Source organism: uncultured Alistipes sp., assembly GCF_910580175.1.
Classification (GTDB): Bacteria; Bacteroidota; Bacteroidia; order Bacteroidales; family Rikenellaceae; genus Alistipes.
In genome coordinates, this window is record NZ_CAJTXD010000001.1 from 37892 (window position 1) to 52332 (window position 14441).

Annotated in this window: 10 protein-coding genes; 7 read left to right on the forward strand and 3 right to left on the reverse strand. The window is 58.0% G+C overall.

Going from position 1 to position 14441, the window contains the following annotated elements:
* Positions 1 to 11: 11 nt before the first annotated feature.
* Complete coding sequence (pheT, locus tag QZ298_RS00195; RefSeq protein WP_296004486.1) at positions 12 to 2477, forward strand: phenylalanine--tRNA ligase subunit beta; 2466 nt, start codon at positions 12 to 14, stop codon at positions 2475 to 2477.
* An 82-nt stretch (positions 2478 to 2559) separates the two neighbouring features.
* Here pheT and QZ298_RS00200 read toward each other — a convergent pair whose 3' ends face one another.
* Positions 2560 to 4707 carry a beta-N-acetylhexosaminidase gene (locus QZ298_RS00200; protein ID WP_296004488.1) on the reverse strand — a complete coding sequence of 716 codons (2148 nt, stop codon included), beginning with the start codon at positions 4705 to 4707 and terminating at the stop codon, positions 2560 to 2562.
* A 130-nt stretch (positions 4708 to 4837) separates the two neighbouring features.
* Here QZ298_RS00200 and mazG point away from each other — a divergent pair, with 130 nt between their 5' ends.
* The 6 genes from mazG (at position 4838) to QZ298_RS00230 (ending at position 11925) form a co-directional block, all read left to right on the forward strand.
* Positions 4838 to 5617, forward strand: a complete 780-nt coding sequence (mazG, locus tag QZ298_RS00205; protein WP_296004490.1) for a nucleoside triphosphate pyrophosphohydrolase — start codon at positions 4838 to 4840, stop codon at positions 5615 to 5617.
* Positions 5618 to 5621: 4 nt separating this feature from the next.
* Complete coding sequence (locus QZ298_RS00210; protein ID WP_296004493.1) at positions 5622 to 6152, forward strand: gamma carbonic anhydrase family protein; 531 nt, start codon at positions 5622 to 5624, stop codon at positions 6150 to 6152.
* A 4-nt stretch (positions 6153 to 6156) separates the two neighbouring features.
* Complete coding sequence (locus QZ298_RS00215; RefSeq protein ID WP_296004495.1) at positions 6157 to 7467, forward strand: histidine kinase; 1311 nt, start codon at positions 6157 to 6159, stop codon at positions 7465 to 7467.
* A complete protein-coding gene (locus QZ298_RS00220) occupies positions 7467 to 8225 on the forward strand; it encodes a LytTR family DNA-binding domain-containing protein (protein ID WP_296005122.1) in 759 nt (252 codons plus the stop codon). Before QZ298_RS00215 ends, QZ298_RS00220 begins: the two co-directional genes overlap by 1 nt.
* Before the next feature lie 136 nt (positions 8226 to 8361).
* Positions 8362 to 8823, forward strand: coding sequence for a DUF4890 domain-containing protein (locus tag QZ298_RS00225; protein ID WP_296004496.1), 462 nt, complete (start codon positions 8362 to 8364; stop codon positions 8821 to 8823).
* Positions 8824 to 8964: 141 nt separating this feature from the next.
* Positions 8965 to 11925, forward strand: coding sequence for an outer membrane beta-barrel protein (locus tag QZ298_RS00230; RefSeq protein WP_296004498.1), 2961 nt, complete (start codon positions 8965 to 8967; stop codon positions 11923 to 11925).
* Positions 11926 to 12039: 114 nt separating this feature from the next.
* On the opposite strand, the gene QZ298_RS00235 is transcribed toward QZ298_RS00230, so the two are convergent.
* Both QZ298_RS00235 and QZ298_RS00240 read right to left on the reverse strand, forming a co-directional pair.
* Positions 12040 to 13260, reverse strand: coding sequence for an ABC transporter permease (locus tag QZ298_RS00235; protein ID WP_296004500.1), 1221 nt, complete (start codon positions 13258 to 13260; stop codon positions 12040 to 12042).
* A gap of 1 nt (position 13261) precedes the next feature.
* Entirely contained in the window at positions 13262 to 14437 is a 1176-nt protein-coding gene (locus QZ298_RS00240) for an ABC transporter permease (RefSeq protein WP_296004503.1), read from the reverse strand.
* Positions 14438 to 14441: the final 4 nt, after the last annotated feature.

Below are 14441 nucleotides of genomic sequence, written 5' to 3' on the forward strand. Positions count from 1 at the left end.
TTTCCAAACATATGAATATCTCTTATAACTGGCTCAAGCGTTATATCGAAACCGATCTTCCGGCCGAACGGATCGCGGAAATTCTGACCGACATCGGCTTGGAGGTCGAGGGTTTCGGCAAGGTCGAAACCGTCAAGGGCGGACTTCGTGGCGTGGTGGTCGCCGAAGTGCTGACTTGCGAAGATCATCCCGATTCCGACCATCTCCATGTCACGAAGGTCGACGTGGGTGCCGCCGAGCCGTTGCAAATCGTTTGCGGTGCGGCCAATTGCCGGGCCGGTCTCAAAGTGCTTTGCGCGACTGTCGGTGCGGTGCTCTACCCCGACGGCGGCGACGAGGAGTTCAAGATCAAGCGCAGCAAGATCCGCGGTGTCGAGTCGTTGGGCATGCTTTGCGCCGAGGACGAATTGGGCATCGGGGCTTCGCACGACGGCATCATGGAGTTGCCGGCCGACGCACCTGTGGGGATGCCGGCCAGCGAGTACCTGCATATCGAAGACGATTACCTCATCGAAATAGGACTCACGCCCAACCGCGTCGATGCGGCGTCGCATATCGGCGTGGCCCGCGACCTGGCGGCCTACTTGACCGCCCGCGGACAGAAAACCGAGGTGCGCATGCCCGATGTGTCGGCTTTTGCGCCCGACGGCCACGACTCGAACCTCAAGGTGCGAGTCGAGAACGCCGAGGCGGCTCCCCGTTATGCGGGCGTCTCCGTCACAGGGTGTAAAATCGGCCCCTCGCCCGAGTGGATGCAGAATTGCCTGCGGGCGGCCGGCATCAATCCCAAGAACAATCTTGTGGACATCACTAATTTTGTGTTGTTCGAGTTGGGACAGCCTCTTCATGCGTTCGACGCCCGCAAGATCGAGGGCGGCGAGGTCGTCGTCCGCACGTGTCCCGAGGGCACGCCTTTCGTGACGCTCGACGGCGTGGAGCGCAAGCTCACGGAGAAGGATCTGATGATCTGCTCGGCCGAGCGTCCGATGTGCATCGCCGGCGTCTTCGGCGGGGCGGATTCGGGCATCAGCGATTCGACGGTCGACGTTTTCATCGAGAGCGCTTATTTCAATCCGGTATGGGTGCGCAAGACGGCCAAGCGTTTCGGATTGAATACCGATGCTTCGTTCCGTTTCGAGCGCGGCGTCGATCCCAATTTACAGGTTTATGCTGCCAAGCGTGCCGCCTTGTTGTTCAAGGAGTTGGCCGGCGGTAAGATTTCCAGCGACGTCATCGACCTCTATCCCGCCCCGATCGCCGATTTCGTGTTCGATCTCTCGTTCGACCGGCTAAACGCCTTGATCGGCAAAGAGATTTCCCGCGAAACCGTGCGTGCGATTCTTGCGGCGCTCGAAGTGAAGATCGTGGCCGAGAAGGAGGGTGTGTTGACTGTGGCCGTGCCGCCTTATCGGGTCGACGTGCAGCGCGAGGCCGACCTGATCGAGGACATCTTGCGCATCTATGGTTATAACAACGTCGAAATACCCTCTTGCGTGCGTTCCACGCTCTCTTTTGCGCCGCAGCCCGACCGCAATAAGTTGATGAATTTGGCGGCCGATTTTCTGACGGCCAACGGGTTTACGGAGATCATGTCCAATTCGCTGACCAAGGGGGCCTACTACGAGGGACTCGCCTCCTGCCCGAAGGAGCGTTGCGTGCGGATTCTCAATCCGTTGAGCGCCGATCTCAATGTTATGCGGCAAACCTTGCTGTTCAACATGTTGGAAGCTGTCGCTTTGAATGCCAACCGCAAAAACGGCGATTTGAAACTTTATGAGTTCGGCAATTGCTATTTCTACGATGCAGGGAAACGCACCGACGAAAATCCGTTGGCCGCCTATTCCGAAGAATATCGTTTGGCGATCGCCGTCACGGGCATCGCGACTGCGCAGTCGTGGAATGCGAAGCCCGAAAAGGCATCGTTCTTTACTCTGCGTGCCGTTGCCGAGAAATTGTTGCACCGCTTCGGCATCGACATCTATGCTTTGCAGACCGAAAGCGTCGCGAGCGATTTGTTCGGCGAGGGATTGTCGATGTCGCTCGGCAACAAGGAGTTGTTGCGGATCGGCACGGTCGCCGGGCGTATCCGTCGTATGCTCGATGTCAAGCAGGAGGTCTATTTCCTGGAGATGAATTTCGATGCGCTGGTCAAATCGACCCGGAAACATCGGATCGTCGTCGAGGAGTTGTCTAAATTCCCCGAGGTAAAGCGCGACCTGGCGTTGTTAGTCGACAAGCAGGTCTCTTTTGCGGCTTTGCGCGAGGTGGCTTTCGCTGCGGAGCGCAAGTTGCTTAAGAGCGTGGCGTTGTTCGATGTCTACGAGGGAGACAAGCTGCCCGAGGGTAAGAAGTCCTACGCCTTGAGTTTCATTTTGCAGGACAAGAGCCGCACGCTCGACGAGCGGACGATCGAACGCGTGATGGCCAACCTGACGGCCCAGTTCGAAAGCCGTTGCGGCGCCACGGTCAGAAGTTGATACGTTCCTTCTACTTTACGGCGAACCCCGCAATCCGTTGAGGTTTGCGGGGTTCGTGTTTGCGGGCTTGCCGCCGGTGGAGTTATAGATTCGGTTTGATTTGCGGCGGTTGGATCGTCACATAGGGCGTGCCGTTGCCGTGGCAGGTCGACACGAGCCGCACGGCCCGGATCGCCCGGTCAGGATGCAGGCGGATGCTGCCGTTTTCCAGGTCGCCGGCCCGTTCGAAATGCTGGCCGTCGAACGATACTTCGGCATATCCCGTCGTGATCTGGGTCTTCGGCAGTTGCAGGTGGCCCGTCTGGAAATACATTTCGCGGCTGGCGACCGGTTTTTCGAACGTGTAAAGTATCCAGTCGCCCTTGCGGCAGGTGCGCAGCGTTCGCGAGGTGCTGCGATACTCCGCCGCACGGGTGTAGGACGCTCTCGGACTTTCGGGCATTGACGAGCTGATCCGGAGTTTCGGGGCGATGGTGCGGTAGTAGGATTTATCCGCCACCTGCGGACTGCGGCCCGTCTTGTAGTGCGAGCAGAAGCGATAGCGATGCGGTTCGGAGGTGTGCAGCGGGTGGGTGTAGCGCCGGGGCTTGCCGTCGTCCACGGTGTAGAAGATCGTAGCGCCGTCGTCCGTCGCGGCTGTGAAAACACCGTCTTCGTAGCGCAGCTGCGGCGGGAATAGGCGGAACCCGATGCCCATTGCGGCCATGCGGTCGTAGTGCTCGGAAACGAGTTCTTTATAATAGGCGTCCCATCCCTCGCTGTTGCCGTTCCAGGCGATGCGGGCCAGGGCGCAGAGCCGCGGGAAGCACATGTAATCGATGTAGTCGGGTTTTTCGGGTTCGTGCGATACATAGATTTCGCTCCAGAAAGCCGCTTCGTAGCCTTCCACGCGGTGCAGTTGTTCTTCAGAAAAGCCGCGTTGTGCCGGATCGAATCCGAAGGTCTTGCGGGCGTCGAAGATCGAAGCCCAGCTGTGCCCCTCCTCGCGGGGTGTCTGACGCATGTCGAAATAGAAACACTCGCTCGGCATGATGACCGTGCGATAGCCTTGGGCAGTGGCTTTGCGGCAGGCTTCGACGCTCTCCCAGCCGTGCACGCGGCTTTCCCGCGTGAATGCCCCGCTTGCAGCCGCTTCGTTCCACACGGCCGGGCGCTTGCCGCGGGCCGTCAGCATGGCGGTCAGCCGATCCATGAAGCGGTCTTGCAGCCGGTGCGGGTCGTCGATCCGCAGCCGTCGCATCAAAGCCTGGCAGTCGGGGCATTTTTCCCATTGCGACACCTCCACTTCGTCGCCGCCGATGTGGATGTATTCCGACGGAAAGAGTGCGCAGATTTCGTCCAGGATATCTTCCAGCAGCGTGTAGTTCTCCTCGCGGGCCACGCACCACGCCGACCGGTAGTCCGTGCCGGCAGTCGCTGCGGTGTCCGCCGGATAGGCGCACCGGATTTCGGGGTGCAGCGAGCCTATGCAGCGGCTGTGGCCCGGCAGGTCGATTTCGGGGATGATTTCCACGTTGCGCAGGGCCGCATACTCGATCAGCGAGCGCATCTGTTCCTGGGTGTAGTAGCCGCCGTATTTCTCCGGCCATTTGCCGTAGACCGCCACCACGGGCGAGTCGCCGCCGCGGAACCCGCCGATCCGAGCCAGTTCAGGGTGCGATTCGATGTCGATGCGCCACCCCTCGTCATCGGTCAGGTGGAAGTGCAGTTTGTTGATGCTGTGGTAGGACAACAGGTCGATGCAGCGTTTCACTTCGTCGATGCCCATCCACGTGCGCGCCACGTCCAGCAGCATGCCCCGATAGCCGTAGCGCGGAGCGTCTTCGGCCCGGCCGCAGGGCAGCGCCGTGCCTGCCGGAAGACCTTGGCGGGCGTAGATTTCGGGCGGAAGCAGCCGGAAAAGGGCTTGTAGTCCGTTGAAAACTCCCCCGGGGCTTGTTCCGCCGATGAGGATATGGTCGGACGCGATGTCGAGCCGAAACCTTTCCGAGGCTTCGCCCGGTTCGAGCGTCAGCACCACGACGCTTTCGCCCGTCATGCGCTGCTCCACCTCGCACCCCAGATATTCGGAGGCATAGCGAGCCAGTGGCAGGAGGGTTTCGTCGGCGGCCACGGTCGTCGCCGGGCCGAACACGAAGCGGCCTTCGGCCGGAGCAAGGATTACAGGAGCAGGTTGGGCCGAGGCGCGGACGATGAGCAGCAGCGAAGCGGCGAGCAGAAATGGTTTCATAGGGATGCGGGAAAAGGGGCGATCACGTTCCACGAAGTTAGGCTATTCCAGTAAAACGGCCAAATATTCGGGCGAAATAGTAGGCCCCTTTTTGAAAATGTAGTACCTTTGCTTCGAAATAAATTGTCTTATGGAACAGGATAAACGACTGGCAGCGACGGCGCGGCTGTTGGAAGTCATGAATACCCTGCGTCGCGAGTGTCCGTGGGATCGGGAGCAGACGTTCGATTCGTTGCGCAGCAATACCATCGAGGAGACCTACGAGCTGGCCGATGCCATTACCGACCATAATATGGAGGGCATCAAGGAAGAGTTGGGCGACTTGCTGTTGCACGTGGTCTTCTACTCCAAACTCGGCGAGGAGGTCGGGGCGTTCGATTTCGCCGAGGTTGCCGACGCGTTGTGCGACAAGTTGATCTATCGCCATCCGCACGTCTACGGTGATATCCACGCCAACACGCCCGACCAGGTAAAGGAGAATTGGGAGGCGCTCAAACTCCGCAAGAAAAACCGCAAGAGCGGCACCCTGGGCGGTGTTCCGCAGTCGCTTCCAGCTTTGGTCAAGGCGTTCCGCGTGGGCGAGAAAGCTGCTGCGACCGGTTTCGACTGGCCGCGGCGCGAGGAGGTGTGGGACAAGGTGCGCGAGGAGATCGGCGAGGTGGAGACCGAAATGAAATCGGGGACGCCGGCCGATCTGGAGGCCGAATTCGGCGACCTGCTCTTTGCGCTCGTCAACGCCTGCCGGCTCTACGGCGTCGATCCCGAATCGGCATTGGAGCGTACCAACAAAAAGTTCATCCGCCGTTTCAATTACATGGAGGAGCAGGCCGCAGCCCAGGGACAGACCTTGCACGAGCTGCCGCTCGACCGCATGGAGGAGTTGTGGCAGGAGGCCAAAAAAAGCGAATAAGATTATGGCATTGATTCGAAAAATCCGCGGCCACGAGCCTGCGGTAGGCGAAAATACCTTTCTGGCCGAAACGGCCGTGTTGTTGGGCGACGTGACCGTGGGGCGCGACTGCTCGATCTGGTACAATGCCGTTTTGCGCGGCGACGTGAACAAGATCGTCATCGGCGACCGCACCAACATCCAGGACGGCGTAGTGTTGCACACCATCTACGACGGGGCGAAGCATCCGTCGCAGACCATTATCGGCAACGACGTTTCGATCGGCCACAACGCTGTGGTGCACGGTGCCCGCATCGGCGACAATTGCTTGATCGGAATGGGTTCCATTTTGCTGGATAACGCCGTGATTCCCTCGGGTTGCATCATTGCCGCAGGGGCTTTGGTGCTCTCCAATGCGCAGTTGGAGCCGAATTCGGTCTATGCAGGCGTTCCGGCGAAGAGAGTCAAGGAAGTAACACCCGAGCAGCGCGACGAGATCATCCGGCGCACGGCGCACGACTACATGCTTTACGCGTCGTGGTTCAAAGAGGAGTAGCGCAATGAAACTGCATGCCGGTTCCAACATCTTGTTGAATCTGCTGGTCGCCGTGGCGGTCAGCCTGGTCGTGAATTTCTCCTATCTGCTGCTTCTGCTGGTCGACCAGAAGAACGACCCCGCCCCCCCGCCTCCGCCCGAGGAGGTCTTGCGCAAGGCCGAGCGATTGCAGTGCGGGGCGTTGCATGTCTCGCCCGACGGCCACGGTTATCTGCTTTATTCGGGCGGCGACAGCATCTATGTCCCTATGCAGCGCATTCGCCGGTTGGGCTTGCGCGACGGCGACAGCTTGGTCGCAGAGGTTTCGGTTACGCATGTTCCGCTCGCTCATCCCGTGATGGGCAAGGTGTTGCGGCGCAACGGCGCCGAATTCGACTACGGGTCGTTGTTCAAGCGTCCGGCAGAAAGCGTCGTGTTGACGTTGCAGTTGATTTATTATGTCTTGATTTCGTTCATCTTGCTGTCCATTCTCACACCGGTGCGTTTCCGTTATTCCCGGCGGCGCTTCATCGTGCGCTGCGTCTGGTGTTTGGTCGCGGCCGCAGGACTCTATTTTGTGGCTCCGGTTACCGAATGGCGCACCGGGCGGTTGGTTTTCAATTTCATGACTCCGCGGATGCTCGACTACGTGCTGTTGCTCAAATGTTCGTTCGCCGTCGTAGTGTCGATGCTTTACGGCTGGGTCTATGTGCTCATCATGCAGCAGCAGGCCGTCGCCATGGAGAACGAGCAGCTCAAGAACGAGTACCTGACCACGCGTTACAACATGCTCGTTGGGCAGATCAATCCCCACTTCTTCTTCAATTCGCTTAATTCGTTGTCGATGCTCGTGCGGGAAAAGCACCACGACAAGGCCCTTACTTACATCGACCAACTCTCCTATACTTTCCGTTATATCATTCAGAACAGACAGAATACGTTGATCCCGCTCGGCGAGGAGTTGGATTTCATTCAGGCCTACGGTTATCTGTTCAAGATTCGTTATGCCGACAAACTCTTCTTCGATGTCGACGTGCCCGAGGAGTTCCGCACCTGGCTGCTGCCGGCGCTTTCGTTGCAGCCGCTCGTGGGCAATGCTGTGAAACACAATGCGATCACTACTGTCCGGCCGCTGCATATCGCCATCCGGGTGCGCGATGGTTATCTGGAGGTGGCCAACCCCAAGGCTCCCAAGCTGGAGACCGAACCTTCCACCGGCATCGGACTGGAGAATCTGCGCAGCCGGGTTCATCTGATTACGGGACGGGAGATCGTTGTCGTCGATACCGATACCGAATTCATCGTGCGCGTGCCGCTCCAGAACCCTGCCTTATGATCCGAGCCTTGATCGTCGAAGACGAAACCGCCGCTGCCGTCAATTTGCGGGCCATCCTCCGCGAGACGGCGCCCGACGTGGAGATCGTCGCCACGCTCGAAAGCGTGACGGAGAGCGTCGATTATCTGCGCGCCCATCCGCAGCCCGATCTGTTGTTCATGGATATCCACCTGGCCGACGGCGATTCGTTCCGTATTTTCGATGCCGTGGAGATCGTGGCGCCCGTCATCTTTACGACCGCTTACGACCGGTACGCCCTCGATGCGTTCAAGGTCAGCGGCATCGACTACCTGCTCAAGCCGCTCAACGGCGCCGATGTGCGGCGGGCCATCGACAAGTTCCGGCGTTTGACCGGCAGCGAGCGCCACGATTACGGTGCGCGCGTGCAGGCCATGGCGTCCGGCCGCGAGGAGACGTTTCTGGTGCATGTCCGCGACCGTATCATTCCGTTGCACCGGGACAAGATCGCTTATTGCTATACTTCCAACGAGAAGGTCACGGCCTGCGATTTCGACGGCGAGTCCTATCCGTTGGATCGGACGCTCGAAACTTTGCAGTCTCTGTTGCCGCAGTCCGATTTTTTCCGGGCCAACCGGCAGTTCATCATTTCGCGCCGTGCCGTGCGGGATATCGTCGTGTGGTTCGGCAGCCGCCTGGCGCTCTCCTTACAGGTGCCTACTCCCGAGCGGATTATCATTTCGAAGGCCCGGGTACCCGAGTTCAAGGCGTGGCTGCGGTCGGTTCGCCCCGCCGAATAGTCGGTTGACCCGTGCTTCCGTCCGTTTTACCCGAAGTCCTGCTTCGGGTTTTTTATTCTGGCCCTACCTTTGCATCGGAGACCCGAACTAAAGGGTTTCGAAAATAAACGGACTACATCACTTAAAATTCAGAGTCATGAAAAAGAGTATTTTTGCAGTTGCCGCAGCGCTTTGTCTGCTGGTCGGATCGGATGCTTTCGCACAGAAACAGAACCTCCAGGGCCAGACGATGCCCAAGGAGCGCCCCACGGCCGAGCAGATGGCGCAGCGCCGCACCGAGCGTATGACCAAGGAGCTGGGTTTGAACGAGAAGCAGGCCAAAGAGGTCTACACGATCAATTTGCAGCAGGTGCAGCAGATGCAGGCCATGCGCGAGCAGATGCGCAAGAACCGCAGTGCCGAGGCCGAGAAAATGAAGTCTGTGCTCACTACCGATCAGTTCGTCAAGTGGTCGCAGATGCAAGGCCCCAAGCCGGGTGCGCATCGTGGCAAAATGGGCAAGGACGGCAAACCCGGCTGCTGCGCGCAGCCCAAAGGTTGTAAGGGCCAGGGCGGCAAGGATTGCGCAAAACAGCGTGCTTCCCAGGCGAACAAGTAGCCCGCTTGCGTTGCCAAGGTTGCATCGGGGTGTCGGTTCAGTCGGCTGACACCCTTTTTTTGTCGATTCGCCCCCGTATGGGCCGGATGAAATGGAAATTAAGTTATCTTCGCGGTGCATTTCAGCAACATATCATCAGAAATGAAAAAAATACTGCTTACCACCCTGCTTACTTTGATTGCAGCCGTTACGTTTGCCCAGAAAGGCAGCGTCACGGCGACGATTCTCGACGAAGAGACTGGAGAGCCGGTTGCCGGTGCCGTCCTGACGGTCGCGCCCGTGAAAGCTCCGGAGAAGAAACAGTATCTCACTTCGGCTTATCGGGGTGCGGTCTCGATTCCGTCGCTTCCTTATGGCGAGTATACCTTGTCCGTTTCGTTCTTGGGGTATAATAATTATGATACGACGTTTACGGTCTCGGCTGCGCGGCAGAATATCGGCGACATCCGGTTGAAGCCCGGCGTGCAGATACAGACCGTGGTCAAGGAGGTCAAGGCGCTGCGTACCTCGCAGAAGGGCGATACGGTAAGTTACAATGCCGGGGCATTCAAGGTCGTGGCCGATGCCGATGTGGAGGGCCTTTTGAAGAAGATGCCCGGCATCACGATCACCGACGGCACGGTCGAGGCCCAGGGCGAGGAGGTCAAGAAGATTTTTGTCGACGGCAAGGAGTTCTTCGGCGAGGATGTCACTACGGCCATCAAGTCGCTGCCGGCGCAGGCGGTCGACCGCATCGAGGTGTACAACAAGTTGAGCGATGCCGCCGAATTCTCGGGCATGGACGATGGCGAAGGCTATAAGGCGATCAATATCGTGACCCATGAAAACATGCGTCAGGGGCAGTTCGGCAAGGTCTATGCCGGGTTGGGTTACGATGCCGACACCAAAACCGAGGATAAGTTCAAATACATCGCTGGTGGCAACGTGAATATTTTCAACCGCGATAGCCGCATATCGGTCATCGGGCTTTTCAACAATGTGAACCAGCAGAATTTCTCGTTCGAAGACATTCTCGGCGTGTCGGGCAGCACGGGCGGCGGTCGTCGTCGCGGCGTGGGTCAGTATATGGTGCGGCCGCAGGATGGCGTGGCCAGCGTCAATGCGTTGGGTGTCAACTATTCCGATACGTGGGGCAAGCGCGATCAGGTGTCGTTCCAGGGTAGTTATTTTTTCAATAACACCGATACGGAAAACCGTTCGACGGTCGAAAAATGGTATGCCACGCCGATGGCCGATACGCTTTCGACCAACGGTTATTCCGATACGCAGGCCTACAACCATCGTTTCAACGCCCGTTTGGAGTGGAAAATTTCGGAGAATCAGAATCTGATGATCCGTCCCGGGTTCAGCTACCAGTCCAACGACCCGTGGAGCCGGACGCAGGGGTGGCAATACGGCCAGAGCGGCTACTCCCCCACCGACAATTTCAAAGAGGGAACCCGCCACGGCTACAATATCCGCACCAACGCCATCTACCGTGCCAAGTTGGGCAAGGTTGGGCGTACGATCACTTTGGACGGGATGTTCCGTTATTCGGATTTCACTAATTCCTCCGATTCCTATTCCAACGTTATGGCCGCTTCGCCGGTACGTCCCGACGGTAGCGATGTGCCGTGGGGTTGGAATCCTACGGGGAGTTATGTCGATCCGGTTACCGAGGAGGTAAAAAGCTATACCCAGTTGCGGTATTTGCGCACCTTGGCTCCGTCGCGCAGCCATTCGTTGCGCGGAGAGTTTACCTATACCGAGCCGGTGGCCGAACATGCGCAGGTCTCGGTGCAGTATCGTGCCGAGTACGACCACCAGGAGCGCGACAACAAAAGCTACATCACGGGCGCCGATTTTTCGATCGCAGGTCTCCCCTACGAGCCGTCGTTGTCCAATTCCTACGAGAGCAATTATCTGACCCAGCGTGTCGGCCCCGGTTTCCGCTACTCCAAGGAGCGCAATACGTTCGTTGCCAACGTCTACTATCAGCGTGCGTCGCTCGAAGGTCGGGTCATGCAGACCGATGCCGAGAAAATCAAGCATAATTACAACAATGTGCTTTACTTCATGATGGGCCAGTTGAATATCAACCGCGAGAATTCGTTGCGGCTGTTCGTCTCGTCGTATACCGATAACCCTTCGGTGTCGCAGTTGCAGAGTATTTTCGATGTCTCCGATGCGCAGTATATTTCGAGCGGCAATGTCGATCTGAACCCCTCCTACTACCATCGGGTCAATTTCCATTATACCAATTCCAACGTGGAAAAGGGCCGCACGTTCATGTGGATGTTTTCCATGCAGGCCGCTTCGGACTACATTACCAACGACGTACAGTATAATGGTACGGTGTCTATTCCGGGTGTGAACGATAATTATTCCTATCTTCAGTATTCGCGGCCGGTAAACATGAGCGGTTATTGGAATTTGATGACCCACGTCAGCTACGGTCTGCCCGTCGGGTTCCTCAAGAGCAATTTCAACGTCATGGCCGGCGTGATCTATACGCTCACGCCCAGCCGGATCGACGGCGTGCGCAACGAGACCAGCAACATGGGTTACGATTTCCGGGCCGTCTTGGGCAGCAACATTTCAGAGAATGTGGATTTCACGCTTTCGTGGAACGGCACTTACAACGAGGCTAAAAACTCGCTCAATGCTGCCGCCGGCAAGAACCGTTACTTCAGCCATAAGGCCGAAGGAACTTTGAAAGTCGTTTTCCCGTTGGGTTTCACGCTTACTGCCAGTGCTGCCTATACGCAGTATGTCGGTTTTACCAACGATTACAACGACGATTATTTGTTGTGCAACGCCTGGATCGGCAAGAAACTTTTCCGCAACCATCGGGGCGAGATCATGATCGGTGTCAACGACATGTTCAACCAGAACAAGGCATTCGTCCGCACCGTAGGTTCGGGTTGGACGCAGAATGCGACGAACAGCGTCGTGGGCCGTTATTACATGGTGCAGTTTACCTACAACCTGCGTCACTTCGGCAAGAAAGGGTCCAGGAATATGAAAGACTACGGAATGGAGCAGCCGACTCCGCGCCGCGGGATGATGGGCCCGGGGGCCGGCGGGCCTCCTCCGGGCGGTTTCCGCGGCGGGCCGAGATAGCCGATGCGGATTCGCCGCACCTCCTGCCGGTTCTTATGCTTCGATCATGGAATCGCCCCTGCTGGAAAAATTCCGCAGGGGCGATTGCGTATTGCGATCGTACGACGGACGGTTCTATTCGGCGTCTTGTCCGCAGCGATCCGCTTGTTCTTTTTTGAGCACGAGGTGGATTCCGATGCAGGCCAGACCGCCGTAGACGACTCCCAGGATGACGAGCGCCTTGATTTCGTCGAAAACCTCCGAGAGCGATGCGCCCATGGTCTGTATGCGGATGAATGCGTTCACGCCGTGGCTGCTCGGAAATATCTGACCGAAGTTGTAGAGCCAGTCGGGCATGCCTTCGCGCGGATACGATACGCCGCTGAGCATCAGCAGCGGGATCGAAGTCCAGAGCAGCAGCAGCAACGAGTTTTCCCGATAGCGGAACAGCGTAGATACGGCGATGCTCAAGGCGATGCAGGCGATCATGTAGACGGCCAGGAACAGCAGGATGGTTCCTGTCGCGCCGTTCATCGGATAGTGGAACAGCCGGTAATGCAGTGCCAGCACATAGAAGCAGGTAACGGCATAGATCGAGAGGTAGACCAGACCGCGCCCCACCACGATCGGCAGCGTCGACATGCGCCGGCGGGCCGGCGGGCAGAGCTTGTGATAGAGGCCGTGTTCGCGCCACGTGCCGCCGATCATGCCGATGCCGATGAGCATCGTCTGTTGAATGATTACCATGATGATCGCCGGCATGACGAACGTCCCGTAGCCCAAGTAGGGATTGAAGATGTTGTGTGCTTGGTAGATTACCGGTTGGGTAACGGCCTGGGCCTGCGGAATGTTGGCCCCTTTGGCGATCAGGCGTTGGAATTCCACCATGGCTCCCGTTTTGCCGATCGAGGTAACGACTTCCTGGAACACTTGGCGGTACATCAGGAAATAGCTCGCATCGCAGTAGATCGCCACAACGGCTTGCTGTCCGCCGAGCAGTTTCTCCTCGTAGTCGGACGGAATGTAGACTACGCCGTAGATCTTGCGGTCGAAAAACAGGTTTTTGGCCTCTTCCATGTCCGTAGGATTGTAGGCCACGTAGGTGTTGGGGCCGGCGTTGAACGATTCGACCAGACTGCGGCTCGTGGAGGTCTGCGATTGGTCGATCACGCCGATCGGCACGTTGCGCAGGACTTGCGGTGCATAGGCCAGCGAATAGGCCGTGGAATAGATCAGCAGTGCGAAGATCAAGATCAACATTGCACCGCCGTCCGAGAAGATCGTGCGGTATTCGTTGCTCATGACCGAGCGCAACTGTTGCCAGTAGGATTCGATTTGTCTTAAGAAACGGCTCATGCTACGACCTCCCCCAGAATTTTTCTTCGGTGCAGATGCGCCGCAGGCGCGGCAGGCACAGAAGCGGTAAAACGATGAACAATGCCATACCCCCCAGGTCGGGCAGCGAGCAAATGGCCGGTGCGCCGCGCAGCATCTGGTCGACGAACAGATCGGTGTAGTAGGTAAACGGGAAAATCTTGCTGACGACCCGCATGGCAGGATACATGGCCATGATCGGGAATGTGAGACCCGAGAACGTGAAGGCCAGCACCGAGTATCCGCCGCCCAGCGAGAGCGACAGCCGCAGGTTGGCCATCAGCGAGACGATCGATACCGAGATCGACTGATAGCTGACGATGAAAAGCAGCGTGCCCGCAAGAATCAGGGTCAGACTGCCGTTGAGCGGTACGCCTACGACCTTGAAAATGATCGTGAACATGACCAGCGACAGCAGGAACATCGCCGCCGTCACGGGCAGCAGTTTGCCCAGCAGGGCCGCACCGACCGAATCGTCGGCCGTGCGGAGCCATTCGCGGGCCGTGCCGTTTTTCAGCTCGGTGCCTATCGAAAAGACGGTTACCATGACGATGAAGATAAGCATCATCATGGGCATGAAGCTCGGCGAGAGGTAGTACCCGTAGTTGATGTAGGGGTTGAACAGCACGTGTTTGTCGAACCGCACGGGTTGCAGCTGCGCCATGGCCTGGCGTTCGGTCAGCCCTTGCTTGGTAAGCAGCTGGATCTGAATGCCCGCTCCGAACATGGTCACGGCGGTCTGTATGTCTTTCGACAGCAGGCCGTTTACCGTGATGTTGCTGCCCGAGATGTAGGCTTCGAGATGGGTCTGCGTGTTGCTCAGTATGTTTTTTTCGAAGAACGCCGGAATCTGCACGACGGCCGATATGCGTCCTTCGCGCATCAGCCTTTCGCCTTCCTCCATCGACTGGATGCCGTAAGCTATCTGGGCCGTGGGTGTGTCCTCGATCATTTGGGTAACCTTGCGCGAAAGCGTCGAATGGTCTTCGTCCAGCACTGCGATCGGAATGTCGCGCGCCACGCCCTTGTGGAAAAGGATCGCGAAAAAGATGAACGACGTCAGCGGCAGCGCCACCATCAGCACCCCGTACATGGGTTGACGGCGCAGGCGTCGCATCTCGCGCTCCACCACTGCGAAAGTATTGCGCAGGAAGCCCATCCGC

Coding starts and splice junctions, on each gene's coding strand:
- QZ298_RS00200 (WP_296004488.1), bottom strand. CDS start 4,707: ATGAAACCATTTCTGCTCGCCGCTTCGCTGCTGCTCATCGTCCGCGCC.
- pheT (WP_296004486.1), top strand. CDS start 12: ATGAATATCTCTTATAACTGGCTCAAGCGTTATATCGAAACCGATCTT.
- mazG (WP_296004490.1), top strand. CDS start 4,838: ATGGAACAGGATAAACGACTGGCAGCGACGGCGCGGCTGTTGGAAGTC.
- QZ298_RS00215 (WP_296004495.1), top strand. CDS start 6,157: ATGAAACTGCATGCCGGTTCCAACATCTTGTTGAATCTGCTGGTCGCC.
- QZ298_RS00240 (WP_296004503.1), bottom strand. CDS start 14,437: ATGGGCTTCCTGCGCAATACTTTCGCAGTGGTGGAGCGCGAGATGCGA.
- QZ298_RS00235 (WP_296004500.1), bottom strand. CDS start 13,260: ATGAGCCGTTTCTTAAGACAAATCGAATCCTACTGGCAACAGTTGCGC.
- QZ298_RS00225 (WP_296004496.1), top strand. CDS start 8,362: ATGAAAAAGAGTATTTTTGCAGTTGCCGCAGCGCTTTGTCTGCTGGTC.
- QZ298_RS00210 (WP_296004493.1), top strand. CDS start 5,622: ATGGCATTGATTCGAAAAATCCGCGGCCACGAGCCTGCGGTAGGCGAA.
- QZ298_RS00230 (WP_296004498.1), top strand. CDS start 8,965: ATGAAAAAAATACTGCTTACCACCCTGCTTACTTTGATTGCAGCCGTT.